We start from the raw sequence: 24,506 nt of genomic DNA on the forward strand, positions 1-24,506 counted from the left end.
TATGGTAAGGTCAAGCAAATAAATCCATCACACATACTAAAAACTCATTATTCAATCCAGAAAACTGTATCACTTGACTTTACCATCATGGTAAGGTTGAAAATAGTGTTAAACCTTATCAATAGAGGTACTCAACCATGAGTCAACAAGCCCCGAACCAACAAAGCATAAATCAGCAACAAAAAACGCTTAACTTTGATGTCAAGGGCATGAGCTGTGCCTCATGTGTAGGTCGTGTCGAGCGAGCGATTGCCAAAGTTAATGGTGTCGACAGCGTCAATGTTAATCTTGCGACCGAACGTACCACAGTACAAATTAGCGATTCGGCTGCTGATGTTGAGTTAAGTACTTCGATAGCCCAAGCCATAGAAAAAGCAGGCTATCAAGCAACCTTGCATCAAGATCCACAACAAATCAATACACCTGCAAAAGATGATGTGCGTACAGTATTGCGTATCGACGGCATGAGCTGTGCCTCTTGTGTAGGACGAGTTGAACGTGCATTACAAAAATTAGAAGGTGTGATTGATGCCAGTGTCAATCTCGCAACGGAAATTGCAAATATTCATCACACTTCAATGGTTGATACAGATCAACTAATAACGCAAGTCGAACAGGCTGGCTACCAAGCCACTGTCGTACAACAGCAATCTAATTCGACAACTGAACATACAACGCAATTACCTCAAAAAAGCTATAGCGAGCGTCGTCAGCATGAAGCGAATGAATTATTTAAAAAGTTAATTGTGGCGATTATCTTGGCGTTACCTGTGTTTATATTGGAAATGGGAAGTCACTTTATTCCTACTTTGCATCATTGGGTCGCCTCAAATATCGGCATACAAAATAGTTGGTATCTGCAATTTATCCTTGCCACTTTAGTATTGATTTTTTCAGGTCGGCTGTTTTATACGCACGGGATTCCTGCACTGTTTCGTGGTGCTCCTGATATGAATACTTTGGTCGCCGTTGGTTCTTTGGCGGCATATAGTTTTTCCATCATTGCGACCTTCCTGCCACAGCTTCTGCCTGAAGCCAGTCTTGCGGTGTACTATGAATCTGTCGTGGTGATCATCGTTTTGATACTTTTTGGACGTTATCTGGAAGCTAAAGCCAAAGGTCAAACCTCACAAGCCATTGAAAAACTCATTCAGTTACAGCCCAAAGTGGCACATGTAAAACGTGATGGTCAATTTATTGATGTGGAAATCACTGATGTAAAAAGTAATGACATTGTAATGATTAAACCCTCAGAAAGCGTGCCTTTTGACGGTGTGGTGATTGAGGGTCAAAGCTATATTGATGAGTCCATGATTACGGGTGAATCAATAGCTGTGCAAAAGACTGTTAATGCTCAAGTGATTGGTGGTACGCTCAATCAGCAAGGTCAACTTATCGTGCAAGTCCGTGCTGTGGGTAGTGATACGGCTTTAGCCAAAATCATTCAATTAGTGGAGAATGCACAGTCGAGTAAATTACCAATTCAAAATCTGGTCGATAAAATCACCATGTGGTTTGTTCCGACCATTCTCGTGATCGCTGTGCTGACCTTTCTCGCATGGATGTTATTTTCTGAGCAAGGATTAAGTTTTGCGCTAATCAATGCGGTATCGGTACTGATCATCGCCTGTCCATGTGCCATGGGCTTGGCGACACCCATGTCAATCATGGTTGGTACAGGTCGTGCCGCCGAATTGGGGATTTTGTTCCGTGATGTTCAAGCATTGCAATCTGCCAAAGATATTCAAGCGGTTGCTTTTGACAAAACAGGTACGTTAACCGAAGGTCACCCGATTTTAACGGATTTGTTACTTGCGCCTGATGTGAAAGACAATGACGTTGACCTGATTCGACAATACGCCGCTTCTCTTGAGTCTGCATCAGAACATCCGATTGCCAAATCCATTGTTGAAGATGCTCAAACACGTGGATTAGCTTTATTACCAATCACTGACTTTCAGGCACATGTTGGTTTAGGTGTACAAGCACAGATTGATGGCAAAACTATTCGCATTGGCTCGGGCACGTGGATGCAGCAATTGGGCTTTTCTACTACAGCTTTACAACCTTATTTTGATGAATTGACCAGTGAAGCAAAAACCACATTTTATCTCAGTGTCGATGAGCAAATCTTTGCGGTAATTGCCGTTGCTGATGAAGCCAAAGCCGATGCAAAATCTGCAATTAAAGCTTTGTATCAAGAGAAGTTTCATGTAGCAATGGTCAGCGGTGATCAACAGAAAACTGCCGAAGCGATTGCCCAATCACTCGGTATCGATCAAGTCATTGCCAACGTCAAACCTGCGCAAAAGGTTGAAGCCATCAGCGCATTACAAGTCAAATATGGCAAAGTCGCCTTTGTCGGTGATGGCATCAATGATGCTCCTGCACTTGCGCATGCCGATCTTGGCATTGCGATGGGTACAGGTACAGATATTGCGATTGAAACGGCGGATGTGGTACTCATGAATGGACATGTAAGCAGTGTGGTGGATTGCATTGCGCTATCTAGTGCTACGATTCGCAATATTCAGCAGAATCTATTTTGGGCATTTATTTATAATGTGGCGTTAATTCCAGTTGCAGCGGGTGTGCTCTACCCGTTGAATGGCATGCTACTTTCACCGATGTTTGCCGCTTTTGCGATGGCGTTATCCTCAGTTTTTGTAGTAACTAATGCTCTACGCCTTAAACGCTTTCAGTCAATTACTGCAAAAAATTAGCCTAACTGGAATTGGATTTATATGAATATCAGCCAAGCAGCCAAACAAACTGGCATCTCCGCCAAGATGATTCGCTATTACGAAGACATCCGCTTGATTCCGCATGTCTTGCGCACCGATGCAGGTTATCGGGTGTTTAATGCGCACGACATTGAGCGATTACAGTTTATCCATCAATCACGCAATCTCGGTTTTAGCCTTGAACAAATCAAACTCCTACTCGAATTGCAAAATAATCCTGACCGCAATAGTGCCGATGTCAAAGCATTGGCACAGCACCATGTCGATGAATTAGAAGATAAAATTGCACAGATGCAACAACTGGTTATACACCTTAAAGGCATCATTAAAAAATGTCAGGGCAATGATCAACCTGAATGTGCCATCTTGGATGATTTAAAAGCAAAATAGATCATGATTCGTTTTTTATTATGATGAGCCTTAAACTGGCAGTTTTAGAGTGTCTCAAAAAACCTAGCGAGTAGCGAAAATTTCAAGGCGCACCTCGCACAGCAACCGCAGTCTACAAAGGCGTACATGAGAATTGCGAGCAAGGAGCAACGCAGAAATTTGCCTACGCAGATGGTTTTTCTTCTGCCTATTGATCTTTATTTAACGAAATCCCCTTCCCACAATGCGGACACACCGAATGCGTATCATGCAATGCTTCTCGTTCTCGGATTAACTGAATAATCACGTCATTCATCTGCTCTTGAGGTAGCCCGACACGCTGACGCAATTTTTCCAATTCATCTTGATCGGTCAAAATATTTAAACCTTGCTGATGCAATAGCTGACGAAATTCAAGCTCAAGTCGTTGATTACGTTGATTCAGCTCATTTGCCAAACCCGACGCCAAAATACCCGCAGGCAATGCCGCAATACCCACACCTAAAATGGTAATCAGCGCCCCTAAAAATTTCCCAACCGTGGTCACAGGTGTGACATCGCCATAACCGACTGTAGTCAAGGTCACCACTGCCCACCACATGGATTTTGGAATCGAGCTAAATGCTTCAGGCTGTGCTTTATTTTCAACGATATAAATCCCTGATGCGGTCATTACAATCATGATGACTAAAATAAAAATCACTGCTTGAAATGAACCACGTTCACGCTGAATCACACGCAGAAGAATCTGTAATGACACAAAATAACGAGTCAGTTTTAACAATCGAAGTAAGCGTAAAATTCGCAGTACGCGCAAGTCGATATGTACGAAGAAATTGAGGAATGCAGGTAAGATCGCCAATAGATCAATAATCGCACCACCGCTTTTCATCCACTGCCAACGCATCGCCCACGGCGAACGACTTTGATCCTGCTCTGCCACACTCCAAATACGTAACAAATACTCTATGGTAAAGACAACAATGGAAATATTCTCGAAATGATTAAACCAAAACTTATATGTCTTATATAACGGCTGTACCGACTCCAAAATTACTGCACCGACATTGGCAACAATCAACACAATCAAAAAATAATTGATACAGGTACTAATCACACTCCGATAATTATCATCATGAAGATTGAGATAGACCCAACGACGTAAGCTTAAAAATGTGGACATGATTCACTTGAATTAAAGTATGCGGTGCATACAGTGTAAACAAATCAATTGATAATGCAAAAATCATCATGTTTTGTAACGCATTTTTCAAATTATTCTATCGGTTATGCGCGTAAAGAATTAAAAAACAACTTTCCAAAATAAACGGATGGATTGCCCACGATCATGCGGGAATGAAGAAATATATTCATAGCCTACAGACTGATTTTTATTCAGGTTAAACGCCATACCATAACCTAATGAAATGGATAAATCCGACATCGTGACTTGGCTAGCTTGGGCTTGACGATATTTATTGCTCAGTTCGTCCATGCTGTATAACGTGTTGTTATATATGCGTATATCTCGATCTTCATAAAAAGCATTATCTAACCGACTTTCTTCGACCATCGGCTGATCTTCACCGTAGTGACGTGACGTCTGATCAATTGAAAATGGATTGTGATTCAATAAAGGTTCTAAATCAGAAAATGTTGTTTGTAATATTGTCTGCTGTGTAGCAATCGGTGCGAAAAACTGAGGCACACTCTCAGCCTTAACCACTACCACCGATGCTATGAAAACGGTTAAAAAGCTAATGGCAAAATATAAAACATGCTTAAGGTAGGAGAAGCAATCCATCGCTATCAATTAACGCTCCATTTTATTGATAAGTTTCACCTTTATGCTTTAGCCAACCACCTACATGCTGACCTTGTGGATCATGATGTGTCCAATGAATCACTCCACCCTTTTGGTTATATTCATATTCACCAAAAAACTCCACATCATCGCCCTTTTCGAGATTTTCAATACGAGGGGCAAGATCAATATTGTGCGCAACCAACACCGTTTGCGCATTACCAATATCGAGAATAAACCGCTGATGGCGTGAACCTTTATTATCGTCAGGAAGTACCGCAACTACCGTACCTACTGCCTGCACTTGTACGTCATTTAATTGCTGATCGTATGCGTTTTGAATCGTCGATGCCCCTTCTGATCGCTGTTGAGCCTCTGACTGATCAGCTCGATTTTCCTGTGGCGTTTGCTCTATGGCAGATTTGATATTGCCATGTTTTGATGTTTTTTCATCTTGATTAAAAAATTGATTAGCAGCAAAAATGGCAATGATAATCGCCGTGAGCACGCCTGCATTCAATTTGTTTTTTGCATTTTTCAAACTCTACTCCAACCGTAAAACAAAACCATTTGATTACATTATCTTATCACTGATGCTTTGGATTACCCGAAGATTATTCCTCATAAACGCACTAAATCTGATAAAAATGTGAATAATCACATATTTCTACTTTCTATCTTGGAAAGATTGCAATAAATTATGCGATATCGACACTTTTTGAATATTGAAGATGAAAAAATTAATCCTTGCATTTGCAATCACGAGCCTTGCTTTAACTGCATGTTCAAAGCCTGAAAATAAATCAAATACCGAACAAAGTGCGCAGAATCCCGACCCCGCACATACCGCTGAAAACTCTCTCGATTGGCATGGCAAATATACAGGGACTTTACCTTGTGCTGACTGTAATGGTATCGAAACGGCAATACAGCTCAATGAAAATAAAACCTACGAAATCAACGAAACCTATCTAGGCAAAGGTCAAGGCAAAGGACAGAATTTCGTAGAGAAAGGTTCGTTTAATTTTGATAATAGCAACTCTTCCATTATCGTTTTAGATCAAAAGGCTGATGGTCGTAAATACTTTGTAGCCGAAAATCAACTCTATGCACTAGATAGCTTTGGTGAGAAAATCACAGGTGATTTTGAAGAAATGTATATCTTGAAAAAAGAAGCCAACTAATTTTTTCCATTTTCAATGACACCATCCCAAATGGTTTTGCCATTTGGGATTTTTTATGCTGCAAATGATTTTATAATAAAAAAACTCGCTCAATTGAGCGAGTTCTTTTTTAAATCAACTTCGTGATTACTCATGAATGAGTATTAACCACCGAATTGACCCATAGTGTTTGCAGTACCGCCAGCTTTAAGCGCGTTGTCACCAGAGAAGATCTCTTTGTGATCATCACCGATGTCTGAACCAGCCATTGCTTGGTGTTTAACACATGCGATACCACCACGGATTTCTTTACGTTGTACGCCAGCAACATAAGCCAACATACCTTCTTCACCGAAGTAACCTTTAGCAAGCTCATGCGTAGACAATGCAGCTGTGTGGTAAGTAGGAAGTGTAATCAAGTGGTGGAATACACCCGCTTCACGAGCAGCATCAGCTTGGAATGTACGGATTTTCTCATCAGCATCTTTAGACAATTCAGAGTCATCGTATTCAGCACTCATCAACTTCGCACGGTCGTAACTAGATACGTCTTTACCTTCTGAAGCCCAACGGTCATAAGTTTGTTGACGGAAGTTCAACGTCCAGTTGAATGATGGAGAGTTGTTATAAACAAGTTTCGCATCTGGAACTTGTGCTTTCACGCCATCAACGAATGCTTTGATTGCAGCAACGTCTGGAGTTGGAGTTTCGATCCAGATCATGTCTGCACCGTTTTGCAAGCTGGTTACACAGTCAAGGACAACGCGGTCGTGTTGCGTGCCTTCACGGAACTGATACAAGCCAGAAGCAAGACGTGTAGGACGGTGAAGTTTACCATCACGTTTGATTAGGATTTCGTCATCAGCAGCTTCTGAGATGTCGATTTCTTTGGTATCCAAGTAGCTGATATATTGAGAAGCCAAGTCGCCTTTCTCTTTAGATACTGGGATTTTTTGCGTCAAGTCAGCGCCTTCAGAGTCAGTACGTGCAACGATGACACCGTCGTCAACGCCAAGCTCTAAGAATGCATAACGTACTGCATTGATTTTCGCCAAGAAGTCTTCGTGTGGCACAGTCACTTTACCAGCTTGGTGACCACACTGTTTCGCATCAGATACTTGGTTTTCGATTTGGATTGCAGCAGCACCCGCTTCGATCATTTGTTTGGTCAACAAATAAGTCGCTTCTTCGTTACCGAAACCAGCGTCGATGTCAGCAATGATTGGTACAACGTGAGTTTCGAAGTTGTCGATTTGTGCTTCGATTTCTTTTGCTTTTGCAGCATCGCCAGCAGCTTCAGCTTTTTGCAATGCACGGAACAAATCATTCAATTCTTTGGCATCAGCTTGACGCAAGAAGGTGTAGATTTCTTCGATCAATTTTGGTACAGAGGTTTTTTCGTGCATAGATTGGTCAGGAAGTGGACCGAACTCTGAACGAAGTGCAGCAACCATCCAACCAGAAAGGTAGATATAACGCTTGCTAGTAGTACCGAAGTATTTTTTGTTCGCGATCATTTTTTGTTGCGCGATAAAACCGTGCCAGCAACCTAATGATTGAGTGTACTTGCTGTTATCCGCATCGTATTCAGCCATATCTTTACGCATAAGTGCTGCTGTATATTTCGCAATGTCCAAACCAGTTTTGAAACGGTTTTGAACAGCCATACGAGCAGCATCTTCAGGACGAATCGCGCCCCAAGTACCACCTAGTTTTTCTTTAACGGCACGTACGTGCTCTAAAGCTGATTGATAAGTCATGATCTATTCCTGCATTCATATTAGGAGTATCAATTGAAGTCACATGCTCCACCCAATCCACTCAGAAAGCTAAGTCGAATGGATAAAACTCGAGCGACTTTATTAATGGGTGACAGGATAGTCCGAGTGCCTTGATTAATCCAATATCCTATGATGATTTTCACTATTTATTTTAGAAATGGAAGGTAATCCCTGATGTGATGCGCAAAAGCTAAATCTCAACCTATTCTTTTACAATAAGTATTTCACATCGCTTTTGAATAATTTCTTATGATCAGGTTTCTTTTTATCCAAAAATTCTTGTTACGACTTATGTCTAAAAGCCGAAATTTCCCCCTTAGAAATGTATTCAACCATTTCGATAGCAAATATTCTGCTTTTTTTGGTGGAATCTCGAATCTTTTTTCAATAAGTTTCGATATATCGTCATCGAAATTGACATACAAACGTCATATTTTATGGCATAATCGCTAAAATTTCTCTAGGTTATTGTCGGTATTTATTAAATGAATCTTGAGCGTGTCGATCTCAATTTACTTATATATTTAGACGTATTATTACGTGAAAAAAATGTGACACGTGCTGCCGAGCAATTGGGCGTTACCCAACCTGCAATGAGTAATATTCTGCGCCGTTTGCGTACTTTATTTAATGATCCATTATTGATTCGTTCATCAGAAGGTATGACACCGACTGAACGTGCATTAGAACTACAACCACGTATTCGTGATGCGCTGTCTGATCTGTCGATGATTTTGGAGCCACGTACCGAGTTCCGTCCATATACTTCGAACCGTGTCTTTCGCATTATGACGTCGGACTATGCCGAAGCAACGCTTGTTCCACGACTTATTAAAGCATTACGTTCTGAAGCACCAAATGTCGTTTTAGACTTCCTTACGCCAAGCGATGTGTCTTATCGAGATATGGAGCAAGGTAAAGTTGATCTTGCCATTAACCGTTTTAATGAGATTCCACAAAGTTTCCATCAAGTCTTAGTTTGGCGTGATAGTTTTAGCTGTCTACTGAATGACAAACATCCTGCCAATACACACCTCAATCTAAAAACATATTTGGACGCACAGCACATTTGGGTATCCAAGACTGGTATGGGCGTTGGCTTTGGCGTGAATCCTGAAAAACAAGCTGGGCTTGGGTGGATTGATCAAGCTTTAGAACGAATTGGTCAAAAACGTAAAATTTCAGTGTTTACTCGCCACTATCAAATGCCTGCGCTACTTGCACAAAATGTTGATCTCATTGCGACTTTACCGACACGTATTGCACGTTTACAAGCCAATAATTCTCGATTAACGATTAAAGATCCGCCATTTTATATTCCAGAGTTTGAGCTAAAAATGGCATGGTGTCCGTTACTTCATCATCACCCTGCGCATCGTTGGTTACGCCAATTGATCTTGTTTGTCGCACGTCAGATGGTCGAAGAAGAACATCGTGAATTTATTGCCAATAACAATACGCCGTCACAACCTTTTTCAAACTACTGATTAAAAAAGTAAAGATAAAGCTAAATCGTCAGTCCATACTGGCGATTTTTTGTTTTTATGGACACAGATTGACAACGGATACTCACATACCGCTTTGACCGTAAATACGATATAATGCTGAACTATATCACTAAAAATCAATACGAATCTAAAAGCCTCTCATCGCAAAGGTGCCCCGTGAGTTTATTTCAAAATGTCCTTGTCATTCTTATGCTCATCACTGCGGCAGGCTTTCTTTCCCTTTCAGAAATTGCGTTAGCGGGTGCACGTAAAATCAAATTAAAACTACTTGCGGAAGCAGGCGATGAACGTGCTCTAAAGGTTTTAAAATTACAAGACAACTCCGCAGACTTCTTTGCTGCATCGCAGATCGGATTAAATGCGATTGCGATTCTTGGTGGTATCTTGGGTGAAGCCGCTTTTCGTCCATACTTTGTTGAACTCGTAACACGTTTTTATCAAGGTCAAGGCGCTGATACTATTGGTTTTGTACTTTCTTTCACCTTAGTCACTTCATTATTTATTTTATTTGCTGATCTGATGCCAAAGCGTATGGCAATGATCGCCCCTGAAAAAATCGCCATTCGTGTGATTGATCCAATCAGCATATTTATCAAAGTGTGTCGCCCTTTGGCATGGTTTATTAATGCGATTGCGAACCTTTTATTTAGACTGTTTAAAATCAATACAACACGAGATGACAACATCACTTTTGATGATATTTCGGCGGTGATGGATGCAGGTGCACAAGCAGGTGTGCTCTTACAACAGGAGCATCATTTTATTGAAAATGTATTTGAGCTCGAAGAACGTACCGTCCCATCAAGCATGACCACTCGTGAAGATGTGGTATTTTTTACTTTAAAAGAATCTGAGCAAAGTATTCGTCAGAAGATTGCAGAGTTTCCTTATTCAAAATTTTTGGTTTGTAATGAGCATATTGATCAAGTAATTGGTTATGTCGATACCAAGGATATTTTGGTCAAAATCATGAATAATCAATCGTTTATTCAACTCAATGAATCGACGATTCGTAATGTCTTGATTATCCCTGACGCACTTACGCTCTCTGAACTTTTAGACCGTTTCCGCTCGACTAAAGAGAAATTTGCCGTGGTCATTAATGAGTACGCTCGTGTGGTCGGTGTCATTACATTGTCAGACGTTATGATCACCGTAATGGGCGATTGGGTTGCGCCACTGGAAGAAGAACAGCAAATCATTAAACGTGATGAAAACTCATGGCTCATCGACGGTACAACGCCAATTGAAGATGTCAAACATGCCTTATCTATCGAGGATTTTCCTGAGTGGGAAAACTACGAAACCATCGCAGGTTTTATCATGTATAAACTGCGCAAGATTCCTCGCCCTGCTGATGCAGTAGAACACGAAGGTTACAAATTCGAAGTGGTTGATATTGATCACTATAAAATTGACCAATTATTGGTGACTCGCATGACGCTTGATAAAACTTCGGAACAGAAAGCAGACTAAAACTGAGATTGGTTTAAAACAACTATTTTCCGTAAAATTAAAGTGTCGTTTGCCCACTCAGCAATAACAATTGTTTCTCAATCGCCAACCAATCTTGTGCGACTTCGCTAATGATCTCTAAACGGTTATCTAGTGCAGCTTTAGTAGCAAAATCGACCTGAAAATTCGTTGAGATAGCATTAATATCAATCCAACCATCGGTAGTATGCAGCTTCGCTTTAATCCGCACAAAACCTTGAATGGCTTGCAACACCCGAATCAACGCATCTGTATCAAACTGCCATGATTTTGGCATATGCCACCCTGCCACAAAAAAGCCTTGCTGTTCACTCGAATAATGATATGGCAAAGTCTTTGGTACACTGAAATCACTTCCGTTAAGTCGTGGCATGTTTTGTGTTAAAAGCTGTTGGCTCAGCAATGGTTGTTTTTTAATTTGCTTGGGAATGCGAGATTGATCAATTTCTTGAAGTGAAATTTCCCCATGATCAAGTAATTTCCATAGCTTAGGTGGAAATTGATAACTATCTTGTAATTGTTTGAGTTGCAGTTGATCATCAGCATTCATCTCTGATTGACACGACACCAGTACAAGATCTGCCACATCAAGCTGTTGCAGGAAAATCTCATGCTTTTGCCAAAGCTGCTCATGCAGTCGATGACCATCAATCACAGTGATGACTTGACGGATATTCAAGCTGGATTGCCAATTTGATTCACTGAGTTGATCAATTAATTCTTTAGGATGTCCAAGCCCTGTCGGCTCAATAAACAATCTAGTCGGTTTAAACTCTGACAATAACCGTGCTAATGCAATCTGCATCGGAAGCTGTGAAGTACAGCACAGACAGCCACCGAGTACTTCTTTCACCGCAATACCTTGATGTTCTGCAATCCAAGTTTGATCGACACCGATCTCACCGAATTCATTCATCAACACAGCCCATACTTCATTTTTAGGTTTTTGCGTAAGTAAATGGCGTAAAACTGTGGTTTTCCCTGCGCCGAGAAAGCCTGTAATAATATGTGTGGGAACGGCTTGGATGATATTCATATAAGAACTTCTAAAGATTACCTGCAAAGGCAAATTAGAATAGACTATTCACTTGCAGATGAAGCAATGAACGGTTTCAACACCTCTTGATACAGCTTAAAGTTTTGCTCATGAAAACAAACGAATAAAATACATTGCACACGCTTTAAGCCACTTAAACGTGATTGCAGTACCTCATAGACTTTTTGCACAGCAAGCTCTTTGGGAAAGCCGTAGACACCTGTGCTGATGTTTGGAAAAGCAATCCGTTCACATTTCAGTTTTTCGGCTTGGTCTAAACAGTTGTGATAGCACTGTTTAAGTAGTTTTTCTTCGTGATTTTGACCGCCTTGCCAGATCGGTCCTACCGTATGAATAATAAAATTTGCGGATAATTTTCCTGCAATCGTCACTACCGCATGCCCTGTACGACAACCGCCTTGCTCGGCTCTGATCATTTTGCATTCTTCAAGGATCTGCGCACCACCTGCACGATGAATCGCACCATCTACACCACCACCACCACCGAGCAAAGATGAATTGGCTGCATTGACAATCGCATCTGCGCTCATCTTGGTAATATCACCGAGAATGACTTCAACTGTTGGCATGTGCTTTCCTTAAAATACGTGGCAAAAATGAGTAGCAAAAAATGAATCCATTGCATTGAAGAAAATCAGATTAAATCATCTACTTTTCTTTTTACTTTTCTTCTTTATTAAAGAAAAACTCACCCATACCTGCGATAAACCCACCCAAGCCAACGCCCAGTAAGGCATAACCTAAAATACTGCTCATGTCATAGTAAAGTTGCACAGCGCCTGCACAGCTTAGCAATCCCGCTATCAACAACAATAAAATAAATAACCACGGACGTGTTTTTTGATCGCTCATTGAAATCTTTACAAGTTGAAAATCGACTGTGACATTGTACACGTATCATTACACAAATTCATGTATTTGCGTGCAAACTTAGCTTGAGCACAATCTACAAATATGATAAATATTATCAGTACTTACAGTAACTCATTAAGGATTTCTCATGGCTTTCGAATTACCTGCATTACCATATGCTTATGACGCATTAGAACCACATATTGATAGCGCAACGATGGAAATTCACCATACCAAACATCACCAAACTTATATTAATAATATCAATGGTGGCATCGCAGGCACAGAGTGGGAAAAGCTTTCTGTTGAAGAGCTTGTAGCACGTGTAAATGACGTTCCTGCTGAACTTAAAGGCAATGTGACCAACAACGCTGGCGGACATGCAAACCACAGCCTGTTTTGGACAGTAATGTCACCAAATGGTGGTGGCAACCCTACTGGCGCAATCGCTGGTGAAATCGACAGTGCATTTGGTAGCTTTGATGCGTTCAAAGAAGCGTTCATTAAAGCTGCGTTGACTCGTTTTGGTTCAGGTTGGGCTTGGTTGTCTGTTACTCCTGAAAAAAAATTGATCGTAGAAAGCTCTGCAAACCAAGACAGCCCATTGATGAATGGCAATACGCCTGTACTTGGTCTTGACGTTTGGGAACATGCTTACTACTTGAAGTACCAAAACCGTCGTCCAGACTACATCGCAGCATTCTTCAATGTTGTAAACTGGGACGAAGTAAACCGTCGCTATGCGGAAGCAACTAAATAAGGATTGACTCTAGGAATAGCTTAATTGCTTAAACTTAGAAAAATCAAACAGCCGTTTAAGTCATTAATCGGCTGTTTTTTGCTTTGGATATTCTAAAAATCTCTCACGCAATCCACACGCAGAATCGGTTAAAATAACGCAATATTTTGACAATATTAATTTTTTATCCTATGAGTGCGAATCAATCTTCTATTTCTCGGCTTTCAAGCAATAACGATACCGATCTCAATACACAACAGGTCTGGACAGCAGTCGATGACTATATCGAAGCCCACCTCGTTGAAACCAATCCAATATTAGAAAAAACTTTAGAAAATACAGCACGTCAAGGCTATCCAAGCCATCTGCATATTGCGCCAAATCAAGCGAAGATGCTCACCATGCTCATCAAAATGAATGGTGCAAAGCGTATTTTAGAGTTTGGGACCTTTGCCGCCTATAGCACAATTGTCATGGCGCAAGCGTTGCCTGAAGATGGCTATATCCTCACCATTGAAAATCGTGATACGCATCATGCCCTCGCCGTAGAAAATATCGAAAATGCAGGATTGTCGAATATCATTGATGCACGTCATGGGCGAGCAAGTGAAGTTTTGCAAAGCTTGAGTGATGATACGCCTGCCTTTGACTTTATTTTTATCGATGCAGATAAACAAAGCTATCCTGAATATTTAGAGCTGAGTTTAAAGCTTTCTCGTTCAGGGACGATCATCATCATGGACAATGTGATTCGAGCTGCTGATATTATTGATCCTGAGAATCAAAAGCCAAGTATTGTGGGATTACGTGAGCTATTTCAAGTATTAGAAAATCACCCACAAATCACGGAATGTACTGCAATTCAAACCGTCGGTTGTAAAGGCTATGATGGGTTTGCAATGGCAATTGTGAAGTAGTAGGCATAATCAACTTATGACAAAATCATTTCAAATTGTTTGTATTTTCAGCAACTTGTATAAGAAATAGGTCAGCTAGTTATTTTTTAAACAAAGCCCTTGAAAGCTTGTTATGACAAAGGCTGTGAGCTTTTATACGCACAGTTATCCACAAATTTTGAGGATAACTGTGATTAACTTTTCGAAGCAAATTGAACCCACATCAAACATACAACATTGAGTCATAGAAAATCTTTTAGTGATCAACTAGCAAAGCCTTTAGCGGGCAACTAGCATCGCCACTTCGGATTCTTGGAAAATTTTTAAGGTGGTACTACCCACAAAGAATTGTTGAATACGGCTATGGCTAAACGCACCCATAATCATCATCCCCAGCTGATGTTGTTTCTGATATTCCAATAAACTTTCGGCAATATCACCGTATAGATATTGGCTCGTGACATTCAGTCCAGAGTATTTTAGATAATCCGTCGGCTGTGCCAAGATCCCATTTTGATCGCCGACATAAACAATATGACATTCCATATCTTTGAGTAATTCACTTTGCCCAACACGTTTGAGCATGGTTTGGCAGACTTGAGAATGCTCATAGGCAAATAGAAAACTGCTCGGCGGTATAAACTGCTCACCTATGGTAAATACTGTTGATTTCGTCCCTCGAATTAAACCTTCAACATTACTTCCTACAGGCTTATTTTTTTCTGCAGCATTTTCTCCAATCTTGCCAATCACAGCGATATCTTCAGGTTGTAGCTCATCAAAACTTTGTTCTAAAAAATCACCACGACGCTGAATAATCGTCGCTTCAATATCATATTTATTTTTAATCAGTTTGGAGATGTGTTGCAGTAAATCATCACTATATTGCTGAGCAAGTTCAAACTGCTTCTCATCAAGCTCGGTGAGTTCTTTGAGGAGCATGGCGTTACTTTCAAAGCCAATCACACCACTGATCTCACCCAAATGATAGCTCGCTGGGCGATAGTCCAAAACTTGCAATAAAACCAATGGTCGTTGAGTCTTTTGAGCGACCCAAACAGCTGCTTCAGCGGTGGCATTAACGCATGGTGACGCATCAATACAGGCGACGACTCGCCCTATCACATTGCCCATATTAGTCCTCGGTTTTTATTGTTAATTATTTTTATACTAAGCCAAAATCTTGCCATGTAGTGCTTTTTTTTTAGACTTTATGTAACTTTTTTCAGAGTGCTAAAATTTTTACTGCGTTCATTTTATTTACTTTTTAGCTTCTTATATTCGCTTTCAAGAGCTTTACTTCTTATTTCGGCGATCGCCAATCACTTGTGCAGGATTACCTGCAACTATCGCAAAGTCTGCAACATCTTTCGTCACCTGACTATTCATGCCAATTACCGCATGATCGCCAACTCGTACACCATCAACGATACCCACATCAGCACCAATCCACACATCACGACCAATATAAATCCCTTTGGAGCTCACGGCTTGATCATAGATTGGCGCACCCATTTTCATCCCATGATTAAAGGCATACAGATGTGTATAAGCAGCAAGCCGAGCCTGATCGGCAATCTGAATCCCTGCTCGACCACCGTCTAAAGTACAGTGATGATTTATTGCTACTTCAGTGCCAATCGTCAACGGTCCGTGCAGTACGCTATCGGCTGCGACAAAGCTATTATTGCCAATACTGATCTTACGACCACGCTCTGCAAAAATATGTGCCAATGGGGAAATAAAACAATTTTCCCCAATTTCCACATCTTCCATCTCTTGCAGATAATCTTGATAGTCTTGTTGCCATGACTTCGCCCACGCAAGATGTTTATCTTTGAGTCGCCAATACAACCACGGCATATAATTCAGCCGATGTTTATGCTGTTCACGGTATTTTAATAAAGGATCGGAATCTGTCATATTAGACTTCAAAATTTAAAGGTTATCTTGAATAGATAACTGCTCTCGTCCACGAGTGAGATTCTGCAAAAATGGATTAATCACGTCGATCTGATCATCAGTCATTTCCGCAGTTATCAACACACCATCTGCTAAATAATCTGCCTGAAAAGCTATCTCTAACTGTTGAAGTTCATATTCAATCTTTGCTAATTCACCAAACTCACAATGCAACTGCACCGATTGCGTGGCGATCAATTCTATTCGCTCAGCCAACTGAATCGCCTGACTTGCGCAACCGCCATAGGCACGTACCAAACCGCCTTTACCAAGCTTCACACCACCATACCAACGATTGACTAGAATCAATACATTGGTCAAATTCTGCCCTTCAATCACAGTAAGGATTGGACGCCCTGCTGTACCCGATGGCTCACCGTCATCATTAAAGCGCACATCATGTCCAATTTTCCATGCCCAACATTGATGCGTCGTGGTGTGATCTCGATAAGACTCTAAAAAATCTTTTACCGCTTGCTCAGAACTTACAGGCACAGCAAAGGCTTGAAAGCGACTTTTTTTCACTTCCAAATTGGCTTCGATAATCGCGCTAATACTGTACATGAAAGATGGGATACCAAATATTTGTCTGAACAGATGGACGCTATCATATCCATTCAACACGCTTTATGCAAAATGTGGATGCTGCGAATCATACTGATTTGCACGACCTTAGCGAGTTGATTTCAGATCACTTTTTAAAACAAACTGCATCGAACTTATACAAAACTTTGCTTTTTTATGAACTGTTTTTTGTTAATTTGAAAAGACAGATTGATTCAAATAAGGAAAACTCAATGTCACACTTTGCGCATAAACCGAATTACTTTTTCTTATCACACACTTTGGTCGGTTTCTTAACCAATAAAATCCAACAAGCTGGGGAGCTGAGTGAGTTGACGATTGATCTTAAAGATATTTTTAGCTTATTCCATCAAGACCTCGCGTCAACGACGAGTAACTTGGAAGGAATTATCAATATCGCCGACAATTATCACGTAGGTACGGAAAGTCCTGAATATCGTTTAATTTCGAGCTATAAAATCCATGCTGAGAGTAATACGGTGACTTTTCACTTTAGCCCGAAATCTGTGCAAGCATTGCAACAAGGTCAAGCGCTGATTGCACCTGATGCGAATAATTATGAGTAATACCAGTAAACATCAAGATGAATTCTGATGTATTTGGGGACAACCCGTCCCCAATTTTTTAGCGACATCTAAAGTCGATCAAATGAATTTTCAGTTCTACACCCAAATCACCAAAATCGCCGCCACAACCACTAAGAATAATCCCAAATGATCGCTTTTTGCCAACTTCTCTTTAAAGAAAAATGCAGAAATCACCAAACTAAATAAAATCTCAATCTGCCCTAGCGTCTTCACCAATGCCACGCTTTGAATACTCATCGCACTAAACCAACCTAACGAAGCGAGAAAACTGCAAATGCTTACCTTAAACGTCAGACATTTGTTCAGCCACATTTTCTGCAAAGTCTGCACGTTAAAGATGCCTAAAAATATCAGCATTATCGTCGCTTGAAAGCCAATCACTAAACACAGCACCCACGCCGCTCGAATTAGAAAAGGTAAACTTCCAAGCTCTAAGCTCGCTTCACGTACTAATAATGATGTGATTGCAAAACTCAAACCACTACCGATACCAATGCTTAAAGTCTGCCAAGACAGTTTAATTTGCCCCGTACCCTTACTCAGTAGAAAAACAGCAATACCACCAATCAAAACCCCCAACCAACCAAAGCCATCGAGATATTCCTGCAAAAACAGCACACCAATGATTGCTGCCAATATGGCTTCACTCTTCGCCAAGCCAACGCCGATCGCATAATTCTTTTGTTTAAATAGCATCACCATTAGAGCTGTTGCTAAGATTTGACTTAATCCTGCAATGACAATGTATATCCAAAATCGAGGTGTGAAATCTACACTTTCAATTTGAGGCGCTTGCTGATAAAGCAGAAATAGATACGCAATCGCAAAAGGCCATGCAAAAATAAATCGAGCTAAGGTAACACCGTAGACATCGACATGATGACTGAGTTGCTTTTGAAAGGCATTGCGCCATGCCTGCATAAACGCCGCCATGACCGTAAAAGCAATCCACGCCATCTTCTCCCCCACAATCTAAATATTTACTTTGTCAGTCGCTATATCTGTATACATCAATCCACACATCATCGTCTAAGTGACGCATCGACCAACTGCATTATATTAATCCATTATCTTTGCAAATTTTTTCTTATTTTTCATATTTATAATTTCTGAATCACTGCTCGGTATACTCAGGTTCACGCTTAATATTTTGTAATGGGATATCCAAATTCATGCGCAAATCTGCTTGTGTATCTCGAACTTCGTTATACATCGTGGCATTAAACTGTGCAATTTTACTCAGTGTAATCGGATCATCAATATTCAGCTGATTTCGGAATTGATGATTAATTGGCAAATTTAATTGTTCATCAAACTCATAGTACACTTCCCCATCGAAATAGATTTTCAACGGCACTGTATATTGGCGTTTGAGGTCAAACGGCAGGGACATTTTTACAGCTTGGTTTTATAAACAGAACATAGATGCTAAAGTGCCGAAATACAAATATCGCAAGCGCAACACCGAGAATCGTTGCCAAAATAATAAATACAGATACGCCAAATAAATTTTTAACTTGCAAATCCAGATCCTTGATCGCAATTTCTTTGGCTTTACTTTAACGGAAATTTTTTTACACTAATGCAATAATTTGAACAAGTTATGCTAATTGTTTGTGAAATTATGTGAATGGCTGATGAAGTTGAAACTTATATCAATAAAAAACCCAGTCCGAAGACTGGGCTAAATCTGAATGAAAACCTATTCAATAAAGCATTTAATGGTCATTCGAGGCAATCGAGCGATGGTGTACTTGCCGTACATCAAGCGAGATTAACGATGAAGTGCCGAAAAATGCGAACTTGAATTATTTTTCAGCAGGTACTTTCGGGTAACTCACATCACACATTTGCTCTGCGATACGCAATACTTGGCAGCTGTAGCCAACTTCATTGTCATACCAAACATATGCAGTCAAATGGTTGCCAGATGAAATCGTCGCTTGCGCATCAAATACACCCGCAGTACGTGAACCAATAAAATCACTCGATACCACTTCAGTAGAATTGGTAAAGCCGATTTGACCTTGTAGATTCGATACAATCGAGATTTGACGAATATATTCGTTCACTTCGTCACGATCAGCAGGATTTTCAAGCGTTAAGTTCAAGATCGCAAGTGATACGTTTGGCGTTGGTACACGTACTGAGTTACCAGTCAATTTACCTTTAAGCTGTGGCAATGCTTTGGCAACGGCTTTGGCTGCACCAGTTTCAGTGATCACCATGTTCAAGGTCGCAGCACGACCACGACGATCTGCCTTGTGATAGTTATCAATCAAGTTTTGATCGTTCGTGAATGAGTGAACCGTTTCAACGTGACCATTGATCACTTTGTATTTTTCATCAATCACTTTAAGTACAGGTGTAATGGCATTGGTAGTACAGCTTGCTGCAGAGATAATTTTGTCTTCATCTAAGATATCTGCTTGGTTTACGCCGTATACAACATTTTTCATGTCGCCTTTACCAGGTGCAGTCAATACAACACGGTTAATACCTGCGCATTGTAAGTGTTGGCTCAAACCATCAACATCACGCCATTTACCTGTGTTGTCGATCAATAGCGCATCTTTAATACCATAAGCGGTATAGTCGATTTCGCTTGGGCTAGACGCATAGATCACTTTTATAAAGTTACCATTGGCAATGATCGCTTCGTTTTCTTCATCCACAGAGATCGTCCCTGCAAATGAACCGTGAATCGAATCACGGCGTAGCAACGATGCACGCTTTTCCAAATCACCATCAGCAGTTTTACGCACAACGATCGCTTTTAAGCTCAAGCCACGACCAAGACCAGATTGACCAATGATCAAACGTGCCAAGATACGACCGATACGACCAAAGCCATACAATACAACGTCTTTAGTTTCGCAAGTTTGTGGTTGATCTTCGATTGATTTCACTGCATTGGCAACAAATGCGTCAACGTCACCGCCTTGTGCTTTGTATTCAATCGCCAATTTACCCAAATCCACTTCCGCAGAACCGATATTGTCGATCTTGACCAAAGCTTCAAGTAGTGGAATCGTATCTACAACAGAAAGCTCAACATCCATCATACGAGTACGACGGTGTGCTTTCAAAATTTGAATCACAGAGCGATTCACCAATGAGCGAGCATAGATAGAAGTGACAATATTTTTTTCACGATATAACTGACCAATTAAAGCGATCATGCGCTCGGCAATTTCTTCGCGGTTTTTCCAACGACCTTGATGTTCTTGATGTAGGGCGATGATAGTGTCTTTACTCACGGATGACGTCCTCTAGTGAAGGTAGGTGAAACTATTGTAATGCTTGACCTGCGATCTGCATTGCCAAAATACAATGTTTCTAAAAAATGCCCACATTCTAAAGTAAAATGATTATTTTTAAAATCAAAATTGAAAATTATTCGGTGTTGATCAATAAACTGCCAAATTCTGAACTGTAAGATTAGGGTCTGTGAAATGTCAAGTGACCCTAAGAAAGCATCTTAATCTTCGATGGTACCGCTTGCGGATTGTGATCAACAAAAATCATATTATCAGTATCAAAACCTTGCTCACGTGCAAAATCCAAATACTCATCGACAATACAAGCATCTAGAGTTGGTTGGCGTGAAAATAACCATAGCCGTGTGCGCTTTTTATTACCCACTAAACAGACTTGATACACCTCATCAATACGCATAATCCAAAAATTGGTTTTTTTCGGTTTTTTTAAGACTTTCGGTGTGTAACTCACAAGATACTGGCTATTATCAGGTGGATTTTTCACGATCGCTTCACCTGAGAGCTGAATCACTCGCCCTTCTTTGGTCTGATAACGTAGATTGGTCGATAGCTTATTTTTCGCCACGACATGATATTCATAAGTAATATGATGAAATGATTTGCGCTCAAGGCTCACTGGCTTACGTGCAATCTCAAACCATGTCCCGCTAAAGCGATGCAAATCAACATTGCTCGCCACTTGCATTTTTTTCGGAATCATTCCCCATACGATACGTCCGATACCTACAGTTGCTAAGGCAGCAGCACCGATTGCAATCTTAATTCCACGGAATTGTTTTTCTTGGCTTGTGATACTCATATTTACGTAAAAATCCCTACTCGCACACTTTCGTCTTCGTATTTGTGCTACAAAATATAGAGTAAAACACCTATTTTTGACAAGGGTATTGTCGAACAATTCCCAAGTCTTATTTCTGTCATATTAAAATGAACAAAAATTTATATAAAATGAATAACTTAATTTTCAAATTCTCTAAAAACTATTTTAACAACTGTGCTTTTAAGCGCAAGATTTCATCTCGCAGTCGAGCAGCTTGTTCAAATTGAAGCTCTTTTGAGGCTTTGAGCATTTCCTTTTCCAGTTTATTAATGTGTTTAGAAAATAATTTTGGATCTGCAATGAGATGTTGCTCATCGTCAGTAAGCTTTTTCTCCGATGAATGTGCTTGAATCTCTGCATCTTCATCATAGACCTCACCAGTATCAATCTCTTTAATCACTTGACGTTTAGCACTGCGTGGAATGATGCCATGTTCTTCATTAAACTGGATTTGCTTGTTACGACGACGCGTGGTTTCATCAATGGCTTTTTGCATCGAATCAGTAATGCGATCGGCATAGAGAATCGCTTTACCTTTGATATTCCGTGCGGCACGACCAATGGTCTGAATCAGTGAGCGTTCAGAACGTAAGAAGCCCTCTTTATCCGCATCGAGAATTGCCACCAAAGACACCTCAGGCATGTCCAAACCTTCACGTAGCAAGTTAATCCCGACTAAGACATCGTGAATCCCTGTGCGCAGTTCATGAATAATTTTCACCCGCTCTACGGTATCAATGTCCGAATGCAGATAGGCAACTTTAACGCCATATTCCTTGAGATAACTGGTCAAATCTTCCGCCATACGTTTGGTCAAGGTGGTAACGAGTACACGTTCATTGAGCTCTTTACGAATGTTAATTTCGGATAAGACATCATCGACTTGGGTGAGCACTGGACGAATTTCAATCTCAGGGTCAATCAACCCTGTTGGACGCACCACCTGCTCGACCACTTGTGCCGATTGTTCCAATTCATAATTGGCTGGTGTCGCAGACACATAGATGGTATCAGGCGTAATGCGCTCCCATTCTTCAAATTTCATCGGACGATTGTCCAAAGCACTCGGCAAACGGAAGCCGTAATTGACCAAATTTTCTTTACGTGAACGGTCACCTTTATACATCGCACCGATCTGTGGAATGGTCACATGTGATTCATCAATGATCAGCAACCCATCTTCAGGCACATAATCAAACAAGGTCGGCGGTGCAGCGCCTGCTTCACGCCCTGATAAATGCCGTGAATAATTTTCAATACCATTACAATAGCCAAGCTGTTGAATCATTTCTAAATCATAGCGTGTACGTTGCTCTAGTCGCTGTGCTTCGACCAATTTGTCGTTGTTTTTAAAAAATTCTAGTTGTGATTTTAGCTCGGTTTTGATCGTACCCGTTGCACGCTCTAAGTTTTCTCTTGGAGTAACATAATGACTCTTTGGATAAATTGTGACTCGTGGTACTTTGCGCACCATTTTCCCAGTCAATGGATCAAACCACTTGATGGATTCGACTTCATCATCAAACAGCTCAATGCGAATCGCATTCTGCTCCGATTCCGCAGGAAACACATCGAGAATCTCACCACGAATTCGATAAGTGCCTCGGGTAAATTCCAACTCATTGCGACTATATTGCATCGCCACCAAACGACGAATGAGATCATCTCGATTGACTTGGTCGCCATCGACCACATGCAACAACATCTGCATATAAGCTTCAGGATCACCCAAACCATAAATCGCCGACACCGAGGCAATAATGATCGAATCACGACGCTCTAACAGCGAACGTGTCGCCGAGAGTCGCATTTGGTCAATGTGATCGTTGATCGAAGCATCTTTCTCGATAAAAGTATCCGACGACGGCACATAGGCTTCAGGCTGATAATAGTCATAATAACTGACAAAATATTCCACCGCATTGTGCGGGAAAAACGCTTTAAACTCGCCGTAGAGCTGTGCCGCCAAAGTCTTGTTATGCGCCATGATGATGGTCGGGCGTTGCGTTTGTGCAATCACATTCGCCATGGTATAGGTTTTCCCCGAACCCGTCACACCGAGTAGCAATTGATTCTTCTGCCCTTGCTCAAGCCCTGCTACCAATCGCTCGATCGCCTGTGGCTGATCGCCCGCAGGGGCAAAATCGGTGACGAGTTTAAAGGCTTGAGATTCACTCACAGGACACTCCAAGAATAAAGATAAAAATCAAAATGGATAAAACAATGACAACTATTATGGGGTTAGATTAGCAGAATTAAAGCATAGCAAATTAAGAAATAAAATTGACAGTACACTTGTAAAATCCGCAATCTTGACTTGACCAACCAGTGTGATACACGCAAGATAAAATGATTATGAAATTCAACAAGACTAGAAGTCATCTATGCCCTATCAATATCATGATGAAACACACATCTATCAACTTCCTGAAGACACGTTATTTGTCTTTGGTAGTAATCTCGCAGGCAAACATGAATGTGGCGCAGCACTAACTGCTTATGAACATTTTGGCGCAATGACACATTTTGGACGTGGCTGGGCGGGACAGAGTTTTGCCATCGCCACAGAAAATGAACATCAGCAAGCGATGCCGATTCATCAAATTGCGCACTACATCGACGACTTTAAAATCTACACAAAGAATCATCCACGACAAACTTACTTTATTACAGCGGTCGGCTGTGGACATGTTGGCTATGATGCCAAAGACATTGCACCACTGTTTCAAGGCATTTCTGAAAATGTGATTTTGCCGATGCGGTTTAAGGTGTATTTGGAACAGTAACTGGACTGCTCCCAGTATCCTAGACATTGAAGTAGCCTCATTTTGAAGCTGCCTCGAATGCTTCTGGACTCATCCCAT

The 24,506-nt window shown here is 40.9% G+C and carries 24 protein-coding genes and 1 pseudogene; 9 read left to right on the forward strand and 16 right to left on the reverse strand.

Translation table 11 applies throughout. The features are described from left to right. Positions 1-137 precede the first annotated feature (137 nt). Together MKI79_RS10545 and cueR are read left to right on the forward strand one after the other, a co-directional pair. Complete coding sequence (locus MKI79_RS10545; protein ID WP_274619081.1) at positions 138-2,723, forward strand: heavy metal translocating P-type ATPase; 2,586 nt, start codon at positions 138-140, stop codon at positions 2,721-2,723. 21 nt (positions 2,724-2,744) lie between these two features. Beyond that, positions 2,745-3,134 carry a Cu(I)-responsive transcriptional regulator gene (gene cueR / locus MKI79_RS10550; protein ID WP_241573233.1) on the forward strand — a complete coding sequence of 130 codons (390 nt, stop codon included), beginning with the start codon at positions 2,745-2,747 and terminating at the stop codon, positions 3,132-3,134. 187 nt (positions 3,135-3,321) lie between these two features. On the opposite strand, the gene MKI79_RS10555 is transcribed toward cueR, so the two are convergent. The 3 genes from MKI79_RS10555 to MKI79_RS10565 form a co-directional block, all read right to left on the reverse strand. Then, positions 3,322-4,296 (reverse strand): ion transporter, encoded by a 975-nt coding sequence (locus MKI79_RS10555; RefSeq protein WP_241573234.1) that lies wholly within the window; start codon positions 4,294-4,296, stop codon positions 3,322-3,324. A gap of 120 nt (positions 4,297-4,416) precedes the next feature. Then, positions 4,417-4,821, reverse strand: coding sequence for a hypothetical protein (locus MKI79_RS10560; RefSeq protein ID WP_241573236.1), 405 nt, complete (start codon positions 4,819-4,821; stop codon positions 4,417-4,419). A 118-nt stretch (positions 4,822-4,939) separates the two neighbouring features. Further along, entirely contained in the window at positions 4,940-5,458 is a 519-nt protein-coding gene (locus MKI79_RS10565) for a DUF3465 domain-containing protein (protein ID WP_241573238.1), read from the reverse strand. A 190-nt stretch (positions 5,459-5,648) separates the two neighbouring features. Between MKI79_RS10565 and MKI79_RS10570 the strand changes: the two genes are divergently transcribed. Then, positions 5,649-6,101: a copper resistance protein NlpE gene (locus MKI79_RS10570; RefSeq protein ID WP_241573240.1), complete on the forward strand. Its 453-nt coding sequence runs from the start codon at positions 5,649-5,651 to the stop codon at positions 6,099-6,101. Between the two features lie 143 nt (positions 6,102-6,244). Here MKI79_RS10570 and MKI79_RS10575 read toward each other — a convergent pair whose 3' ends face one another. Then, a complete protein-coding gene (locus MKI79_RS10575) occupies positions 6,245-7,843 on the reverse strand; it encodes an isocitrate lyase (protein ID WP_241573317.1) in 1,599 nt (532 codons plus the stop codon). A gap of 503 nt (positions 7,844-8,346) precedes the next feature. Here MKI79_RS10575 and MKI79_RS10580 point away from each other — a divergent pair. Both MKI79_RS10580 and MKI79_RS10585 read left to right on the forward strand, forming a co-directional pair. Beyond that, positions 8,347-9,348 carry a LysR family transcriptional regulator gene (locus MKI79_RS10580; protein WP_241573243.1) on the forward strand — a complete coding sequence of 334 codons (1,002 nt, stop codon included), beginning with the start codon at positions 8,347-8,349 and terminating at the stop codon, positions 9,346-9,348. A 177-nt stretch (positions 9,349-9,525) separates the two neighbouring features. Beyond that, a complete protein-coding gene (locus tag MKI79_RS10585) occupies positions 9,526-10,845 on the forward strand; it encodes a hemolysin family protein (protein ID WP_241573245.1) in 1,320 nt (439 codons plus the stop codon). Positions 10,846-10,882: 37 nt separating this feature from the next. Here MKI79_RS10585 and MKI79_RS10590 read toward each other — a convergent pair whose 3' ends face one another. The 3 genes from MKI79_RS10590 to MKI79_RS10600 all read right to left on the reverse strand — a co-directional run bounded on the left by MKI79_RS10590 (position 10,883) and on the right by MKI79_RS10600 (position 12,772). Beyond that, positions 10,883-11,899 (reverse strand): CobW family GTP-binding protein, encoded by a 1,017-nt coding sequence (locus MKI79_RS10590; protein ID WP_241573248.1) that lies wholly within the window; start codon positions 11,897-11,899, stop codon positions 10,883-10,885. A 44-nt stretch (positions 11,900-11,943) separates the two neighbouring features. After that, positions 11,944-12,489 (reverse strand): O-acetyl-ADP-ribose deacetylase, encoded by a 546-nt coding sequence (locus tag MKI79_RS10595; protein ID WP_241573252.1) that lies wholly within the window; start codon positions 12,487-12,489, stop codon positions 11,944-11,946. A 91-nt stretch (positions 12,490-12,580) separates the two neighbouring features. Beyond that, a complete protein-coding gene (locus MKI79_RS10600; RefSeq protein ID WP_241573268.1) occupies positions 12,581-12,772 on the reverse strand; it encodes a hypothetical protein in 192 nt (63 codons plus the stop codon). 148 nt (positions 12,773-12,920) lie between these two features. Here MKI79_RS10600 and MKI79_RS10605 point away from each other — a divergent pair, with 148 nt between their 5' ends. Then, positions 12,921-13,532: a superoxide dismutase gene (locus tag MKI79_RS10605; protein ID WP_241573273.1), complete on the forward strand. Its 612-nt coding sequence runs from the start codon at positions 12,921-12,923 to the stop codon at positions 13,530-13,532. Positions 13,533-13,702: 170 nt separating this feature from the next. Then, positions 13,703-14,428: an O-methyltransferase gene (locus MKI79_RS10610; protein ID WP_241573276.1), complete on the forward strand. Its 726-nt coding sequence runs from the start codon at positions 13,703-13,705 to the stop codon at positions 14,426-14,428. 258 nt (positions 14,429-14,686) lie between these two features. Here MKI79_RS10610 and MKI79_RS10615 read toward each other — a convergent pair whose 3' ends face one another. The 3 genes from MKI79_RS10615 to MKI79_RS10625 all read right to left on the reverse strand — a co-directional run bounded on the left by MKI79_RS10615 (position 14,687) and on the right by MKI79_RS10625 (position 16,933). Further along, positions 14,687-15,529, reverse strand: coding sequence for a universal stress protein (locus MKI79_RS10615; protein ID WP_241573321.1), 843 nt, complete (start codon positions 15,527-15,529; stop codon positions 14,687-14,689). A 174-nt stretch (positions 15,530-15,703) separates the two neighbouring features. Beyond that, complete coding sequence (locus MKI79_RS10620; protein WP_241573280.1) at positions 15,704-16,330, reverse strand: acyltransferase; 627 nt, start codon at positions 16,328-16,330, stop codon at positions 15,704-15,706. A gap of 15 nt (positions 16,331-16,345) precedes the next feature. Continuing rightward, on the reverse strand, positions 16,346-16,933 hold the full coding sequence (locus MKI79_RS10625; protein WP_241573282.1) for an IMPACT family protein: 588 nt from the start codon (positions 16,931-16,933) through the stop codon (positions 16,346-16,348). A gap of 233 nt (positions 16,934-17,166) precedes the next feature. Between MKI79_RS10625 and MKI79_RS10630 the strand changes: the two genes are divergently transcribed. Then, positions 17,167-17,520 (forward strand): hypothetical protein, encoded by a 354-nt coding sequence (locus MKI79_RS10630; RefSeq protein ID WP_241573289.1) that lies wholly within the window; start codon positions 17,167-17,169, stop codon positions 17,518-17,520. 96 nt (positions 17,521-17,616) lie between these two features. On the opposite strand, the gene MKI79_RS10635 is transcribed toward MKI79_RS10630, so the two are convergent. The 6 genes from MKI79_RS10635 to uvrB form a co-directional block, all read right to left on the reverse strand. Continuing rightward, entirely contained in the window at positions 17,617-18,498 is an 882-nt protein-coding gene (locus MKI79_RS10635; protein WP_241573291.1) for a DMT family transporter, read from the reverse strand. A gap of 157 nt (positions 18,499-18,655) precedes the next feature. Then, a complete protein-coding gene (locus tag MKI79_RS10640) occupies positions 18,656-18,934 on the reverse strand; it encodes a hypothetical protein (protein WP_241573294.1) in 279 nt (92 codons plus the stop codon). Then, entirely contained in the window at positions 18,918-19,064 is a 147-nt protein-coding gene (locus tag MKI79_RS10645) for a hypothetical protein (RefSeq protein WP_241573297.1), read from the reverse strand. The genes MKI79_RS10640 and MKI79_RS10645 overlap by 17 nt, the downstream gene beginning before the upstream one ends. A gap of 285 nt (positions 19,065-19,349) precedes the next feature. Further along, positions 19,350-20,801 (reverse strand): glyceraldehyde-3-phosphate dehydrogenase, encoded by a 1,452-nt coding sequence (locus tag MKI79_RS10650; protein ID WP_241573303.1) that lies wholly within the window; start codon positions 20,799-20,801, stop codon positions 19,350-19,352. A gap of 208 nt (positions 20,802-21,009) precedes the next feature. Beyond that, a complete protein-coding gene (locus MKI79_RS10655) occupies positions 21,010-21,621 on the reverse strand; it encodes a lipocalin family protein (protein ID WP_241573304.1) in 612 nt (203 codons plus the stop codon). A gap of 181 nt (positions 21,622-21,802) precedes the next feature. Beyond that, entirely contained in the window at positions 21,803-23,821 is a 2,019-nt protein-coding gene (uvrB, locus tag MKI79_RS10660; RefSeq protein ID WP_241573309.1) for an excinuclease ABC subunit UvrB, read from the reverse strand. A gap of 205 nt (positions 23,822-24,026) precedes the next feature. Here uvrB and MKI79_RS10665 point away from each other — a divergent pair. After that, positions 24,027-24,425: pseudogene (locus MKI79_RS10665) on the forward strand (A1S_2505 family phage non-structural protein); the annotation flags it as partial. Positions 24,426-24,506 lie beyond the last annotated feature (81 nt).

The sequence above is a fragment of the Acinetobacter sedimenti genome, assembly GCF_022601685.1.
Taxonomy (GTDB): domain Bacteria; phylum Pseudomonadota; class Gammaproteobacteria; order Pseudomonadales; family Moraxellaceae; genus Acinetobacter; species Acinetobacter sedimenti.